Origin of the sequence: Pseudoalteromonas sp. S558, from assembly GCF_005886635.1 — a bacterium.
GTDB classification, from domain to species: Bacteria; Pseudomonadota; Gammaproteobacteria; order Enterobacterales; family Alteromonadaceae; genus Pseudoalteromonas; species Pseudoalteromonas aliena.
In genome coordinates, this window is sequence record NZ_PNDU01000479.1 from 1 (window position 1) to 483 (window position 483).

Here is a 483-nt window from a genome sequence, read left to right on the forward strand (position 1 = left end):
ATAAAATATTATTTTTAAATTAGGGCATGTTGATCTTTGTGGATTGAAATTTGTTCAATCTAGGGGCGGTTGAATCGCGGTGCGAGGTTTGTAACCTAGTGGGCTCGGTAACTGCTCGCTTACTTATCACTGTATTGTCTGATGTCGCGAGTAACTATTGCTCTTTAGCTAAGTTTTGATACATTTTTGTACCTTCCGTAAATCTGCTTTTTCCTTTTCTTCCTTTATTTTTTCCATGATATACATGTAAAAATGCATCGCATGCTGTTGGGCTGGACTGAGTTAATCGTGCTTGACCTAACGCCTTTGGTATATCTGTAGCATCAGCCCTAAGTTCTTTCAATGTATGCCATTGTCATTGCATGGCGTGACCCTCTTAATCGACCTATCATATGCCAACCAAGTTCGCGTACTTTACTATACCAAGGCGTAAGAAAGTCGCCGTCTGTTACAATATAGACACTAGGGCGTGTTGACTTTTGT

At 40.2% G+C, this 483-nt stretch carries 1 protein-coding gene; it reads right to left on the minus strand.

Annotated features, from left to right (window positions below):
- Positions 1-154: 154 nt before the first annotated feature.
- The gene (locus tag CWB66_RS20975; protein ID WP_138586961.1) at positions 155-343 is read right to left on the minus strand and encodes a hypothetical protein; all 189 of its coding nucleotides are present in this window, start codon (positions 341-343) and stop codon (positions 155-157) included.
- Positions 344-483: the final 140 nt, after the last annotated feature.